Source organism: Flavobacterium sp. (genome assembly GCF_039916025.1).
Lineage (GTDB): Bacteria > Bacteroidota > Bacteroidia > Flavobacteriales > Flavobacteriaceae > Flavobacterium.
Map to the genome: position 1 here is coordinate 1 of NZ_JBDSMB010000074.1, position 4,996 is coordinate 4,996.

6 protein-coding genes are annotated in these 4,996 nt (G+C 35.4%); 5 read left to right on the forward strand and 1 reads right to left on the reverse strand.

Annotated elements, in window-relative coordinates; translation table 11 throughout:
- Positions 1 to 810, forward strand: an 810-nt coding sequence (locus ABIQ27_RS04665) for a S8 family serine peptidase (RefSeq protein WP_348032492.1), incomplete at its 5' end; no start/stop codon positions are given.
- Between the two features lie 47 nt (positions 811 to 857).
- Positions 858 to 2,744: a M1 family metallopeptidase gene (locus ABIQ27_RS04670; RefSeq protein WP_348032494.1), complete on the forward strand. Its 1,887-nt coding sequence runs from the start codon at positions 858 to 860 to the stop codon at positions 2,742 to 2,744.
- 29 nt (positions 2,745 to 2,773) lie between these two features.
- On the opposite strand, the gene ABIQ27_RS04675 is transcribed toward ABIQ27_RS04670, so the two are convergent.
- Entirely contained in the window at positions 2,774 to 3,241 is a 468-nt protein-coding gene (locus tag ABIQ27_RS04675; RefSeq protein WP_348032496.1) for a hypothetical protein, read from the reverse strand.
- 157 nt (positions 3,242 to 3,398) lie between these two features.
- Here ABIQ27_RS04675 and ABIQ27_RS04680 point away from each other — a divergent pair, with 157 nt between their 5' ends.
- The 3 genes from ABIQ27_RS04680 to ABIQ27_RS04690 all read left to right on the forward strand — a co-directional run.
- Positions 3,399 to 3,809, forward strand: a complete 411-nt coding sequence (locus tag ABIQ27_RS04680) for a hypothetical protein (RefSeq protein WP_348032497.1) — start codon at positions 3,399 to 3,401, stop codon at positions 3,807 to 3,809.
- Positions 3,809 to 4,198, forward strand: coding sequence for a ribonuclease P protein component (gene rnpA / locus ABIQ27_RS04685; RefSeq protein ID WP_348032500.1), 390 nt, complete (start codon positions 3,809 to 3,811; stop codon positions 4,196 to 4,198). The genes ABIQ27_RS04680 and rnpA overlap by 1 nt, the downstream gene beginning before the upstream one ends.
- Positions 4,199 to 4,259: 61 nt before the next feature.
- Positions 4,260 to 4,996, forward strand: a 737-nt coding sequence (locus tag ABIQ27_RS04690) for a DUF4349 domain-containing protein (RefSeq protein WP_348032503.1), incomplete at its 3' end; no start/stop codon positions are given.

The following is a 4,996-nucleotide window of genomic DNA, read 5'->3' on the forward strand; positions in this document are numbered from 1 at the left end:
AAATATGGTAATAATGTTGTTTACTCTAAAGAGCGTAAAGATAATCTTCATGGAACTCACGTTGCCGGAATAATTGCTCAGGTAAGAAATAACAATCTTGGTGGTGATGGTGTTGCTGATAATGTAGAAATCATGCCTGTTCGTGCTGTGCCAAATGGGGATGAATATGACAAAGATGTTGCTTTAGCTATTAGATATGCTGTTGATAATGGCGCCAAAGTTATCAATGGAAGTTTTGGAAAAGATTATTCTCCACATGCAGGATGGGTTTATGACGCTATTAAATATGCCGCCAGTAAAGATGTTTTAATCGTACATGCAGCAGGAAATGATTCAAAAGACATAGACACAGAACCTAACTTCCCAACTGACGATGTAAATGGAACTGAAATTTCTGATAACGTTCTTACTATTGGTGCTTTAAAAAATGAAATTGGCGAAAAAGTAGTTGCTAAATTTTCAAATTATGGAAAAAGGAATGTTGATGTTTTTGCACCTGGTGTGAAAATTTACGCGACTGTTCCGGGCAGCAAATACAAATACCTGCAAGGAACATCAATGGCTTCTCCAAATGCGGCCGGTGTTGCAGCTTTAATCCGTTCTTACTATCCAAATTTGAAAGCCTCTCAGGTAAAACAAATTTTGATGCAATCGGGAACGCCACTTAACTTTGATGTGAAAGTTGGTGAAAAACAAGAAAAGATTCCTTTCGCTGAAGCCAGCGTTTCCGGAAAAATTGTCAATGCATATAATGCCTTGAAAATGGCCGAAGAAATGTCGAGCGCAATTAAGAAAGATCCAAAATTATAAATCAGAAAGGAAGCGTAAAACCTTCCTTTTTTTTATTTTATTTAAGCATGAACAACAAATTTTTATTTGGTCTTATTTTCCTCAGCATTACTTCTGGTTTTGCACAATCCAAAGGATATTGGCAGCAAAAAGTAGATTACAAAATGGATGTGTTGATGGATGTAAAAAACTATCAATACAACGGAAAACAAAAACTGATTTATACCAATAATTCCTCGGACACGCTGCGTCGTGTTTATTATCATTTATTCAATAATGCTTTTCAGCCAGGAAGCGAAATGGACATGCGCGCCCAAACTATCGCTGATCCGGACGCAAGATTTCTTACCAAAGGCAAATCAGCTGACGGCAAAGAAATAAAAGAAAGCAGAATTGCTAAACTTCAACCTAACGAAATTGGTTATTTGAAAATTTCCAACTTTAAGCAGGATGGAGAATCTGCGGATACTAAAGAAGTCGGAACCATTCTTGAAGTGACTTTAGCAAAACCTATTCTTCCCGGAAAATCAACAACTTTGACGCTGGATTTTGACGGACAGGTTCCGGTTCAAATCCGTCGTTCGGGAAGAAATAATTCGGTTGGTGTTGAACTTTCAATGGCACAATGGTATCCAAAAATGGCTGAATTCGATTTTGAAGGCTGGCATGCCGATCCTTATATTGCCCGTGAATTTCACGGCGTTTGGGGAGATTTTGATATTAACATTACCATTGATAAAGATTATATTCTTGGTGGAACGGGTTATCTGAAAAACAATAATGAAATTGGTTTTGGATACGAAGACAAAGGCAAAGAAGTAAAAAAGGATTCGAAAACAAAAACCTTAACCTGGCATTTTACAGCACCGAATGTTCACGATTTTACATGGGCTGCCGATAAAAATTATCTTCATGATGTTGTCAAAGGACCAAACAATGTTGATTTGCATTTCTTGTATAAAAACAATAAGAAGTACATTCAAAACTGGAATGATCTTGAACCTTTGATGGTCAGAGTAATGGATTTCTATAATAAAATGGTTGGCGATTATCCATACAAACAATATTCATTTATTCAGGGTGGCGATGGCGGAATGGAATATGCAATGTGTACTTTGATGCTTGGAACCGGAACTGCAAAAGATATGCTCAAGGCAGCACCACACGAATTGGCACATTCCTGGTTTCAGCAGATTTTAGCTTCCAACGAATCCAAACATCCCTGGATGGACGAAGGTTTTTCAACCTATATTGAATATTTGGCACTGAATGAAATTCCAAATAAAAAAGATGAAAATCCATTTACAAGAATCTATAAAGATTATTACGCTTTAGTAGAATCCGGCAAAGAGCAGCCTTTGTCAACACATGGCGACAGGTTTGATATAAACAAAAGTTACAGCACAGCTTCTTATTACAAAGGCGCACTTTTCCTAACTCAATTGGAATACCTTATTGGCACAGAAAATACTAGAAAAGCATTGAAACGCTATTACGATGAATTCAAATTCAAGCATCCAACACCAAACGATATTAAACGAACAGCAGAACGTGTTTCGGGTGCAAATTTAGATTGGTATTTAACTGATTGGACCGAAACCCTGAACACGATTGATTACGGAATTAAAAATGTTGAAGCCGCAACCGATGGTGTAAAAAGAACAGGTGTTTCTTTAGAAAGAATTGGCAGAACTCCAATGCCAATGGATATTTTGGTTGAATATACCGATGGCACAAAAGAGAGTTTTTATATTCCGTTGCGGATGATGAGTTTTGAAAAAGAAAACCCAACTCCGGAAATTAAAAGAACTGTTCTAGCTGACTGGACTTGGGCCAATCCAAATTATTTCTTTGAGATTCCAAAAGCAAAAAATTCAATCAAAAAAATCACGATTGATCCAAGCGGTTTAATGGCCGATGTGAAAAAGGACAATAATGTTTATGAATTGAAGTAACAAAAAAGCGAACCTTAAAAAGTTCGCTTTTATCTTTTTATATACTGAGGATTGTCGGGATAATAAGTGATATCGATTTTCCCTTCGGTAATTTGGACATCATAGCCATTCGTGTCTGTAAAAATACCTTCGAATGTTCCTTTTATTCTTTTATTGGTATTGATGGTAAGGTGCATTTGTATTGGATGCTCAAAATTGTAATGATAGCCACTTCCATCTAAATAAGCTCCTCCGTTTGTTGACTGTCCATCAAGTTCCCCGCCACGGATTACCCTAAGGGCGAAGGTTTCCGGATCTCCATTTTTTGGTTCGGCGCTTATATCAAGTCGGTAAAAAGGGACTTCAAAATTGAGATCTTCATTAGACTGGACGCGGATATCTTCAAATACTTTGGATACTCCGTTGACTTTAAAAGTGATTCTTCTCGCGGGAGTAGAATCATCAGATGAGCAGCTTAAAAACAAGAGTGTTAACAGTACAATTATAATTTTTCTCATAGTTTGGATGTAGGATGATTAAACAAATAAACAACTTTTTCATAAAATAAAATGACTTGGTTTGATTTGAAAAAATATTTTTTTGTGCACCAGCATCAGGCAACTGATTTTTTGGAATAGAATTTGTAGATTTACCGCGATAAAAAAAATTGACAAAATGAAAGCTATTCATCTTCTTATCGTTTGCCTTTTCTTGAGTTTTGGAAGCGTTGCCTCAGCACAACCTATTCGTTTTCAAACCAGCAGCGTAAGTTTTACCGATAAAAAAGACAATGGGCAATGGAATGAATGGTCTGATTTTGTTGACGCTAAAGTTTTGATTACTCTTGATCCGAAAAAGGACTTGATTATGGTTAATTCTTCTGAGATACAGACATTCAAAATCAAAGCTTATGGCGAAATAACAGATAACGATGAAGTAAACATTGTTCCGTTTGAATGTGTCGACAATAAGTTTTCGAAGTGTAATATCTTAATTATTACCAAGAAAAAGGAAAATAACAGAGTGCAGTTTTATATCACTTACAATGAAGTGAAATTTGTTTACAACATCTACTCCAAACAATAATGGATTTTTCTTATCCAAAAGATGAAAAACTAAAAAGCAAAAAAATTATAGATTTACTTTTTTCCGAAGGCAAATCGGTGAGTAAATACCCGCTGCGCTTAGTTTATGTAAAACATGATTTTGAAGAAGATGTGCCTTTGAAAATTGGCGTTTCGGTTTCCAAAAAATATTTTAAAAATGCCGTTGACCGGAATTATTTCAAACGTGTTTTACGTGAATCCTATAGACTGAACAAACAACTTTTGGTCGAAAATGTAGATACTAAATATTGTATGATGTTTTTTTATCAAACCAACGAAAGGTTGTCCTATCAGGAAATAAACCAAAAGACCATTCAGCTTTTTGAAAAGTTCATTAAAATTATTCAGGACACGAATAATCAAAACTAAAATACTGTTACACAATAAATAAGTCCTTTTTTACGTTTTATTAATTCTAACCTTATTTATTATGAAAACATTCTCTCTGATTTTTTCCGTTTTTGTTTTTTTATTTGTTTCCTGCAAACAAGCCAACGCAGAAGCATCTGCCAATAGTGCAATTCAGATTAAATTACCCGCAAAAGAAATGCGTGGTGAATATGATAAAAAAGATGAAAGTAATCTTGTAGCTGCTGCTAGTTTAAAAGCAATTCCTGCAGAAGAGGAAACCATTGAAACCAAAATCATCAAATCGGGTGATTTGCGTTTTCAAACAGATGATTTAGATAAGACCTATAATCAAATTCAGGCAGCTGTAAAAAAGTATAATGCCACAATTAAAAATGATTCGCAGTCGAATAGTGATTATGAATTTAGCCGAAGAATCAACATCAGAATTCCAAATGAAAACTTTGATGCCTTTATTGCTGAGATTTCAAAAGGAGTATCCTATTTTGACCGAAAAGATATTTCATCTCAGGATGTTACCGAAGAATATATCGATGTTACTTCACGCATTAAAACCAAAAAAGTATTAGAAGAACGTTATTTAGAGCTTTTGAAAAAGGCCAATAAAATATCGGAAATGCTTGAAATTGAAGGGCAACTTTCTGAAATACGAGAAGAAATTGAAGCTAAGGAAGGCCGATTGAGATACCTTCAAAACAAAGTAGCTTTGAGCACTTTGGATATAGAATTTTATAAACCGGTTGCAGAAGCGCGCAAAGCAACGGTTTCCTACGGCGGAAGAATTGGCAACGCTTTTGT

Excerpts from the sequence above, each read along its gene's own strand:
- ABIQ27_RS04675 (WP_348032496.1), bottom strand. The coding sequence starts at position 3,241 with ATGAGAAAAATTATAATTGTACTGTTAACACTCTTGTTTTTAAGCTGC.
- rnpA (WP_348032500.1), top strand. The coding sequence starts at position 3,809 with ATGGATTTTTCTTATCCAAAAGATGAAAAACTAAAAAGCAAAAAAATT.
- ABIQ27_RS04670 (WP_348032494.1), top strand. The coding sequence starts at position 858 with ATGAACAACAAATTTTTATTTGGTCTTATTTTCCTCAGCATTACTTCT.
- ABIQ27_RS04680 (WP_348032497.1), top strand. The coding sequence starts at position 3,399 with ATGAAAGCTATTCATCTTCTTATCGTTTGCCTTTTCTTGAGTTTTGGA.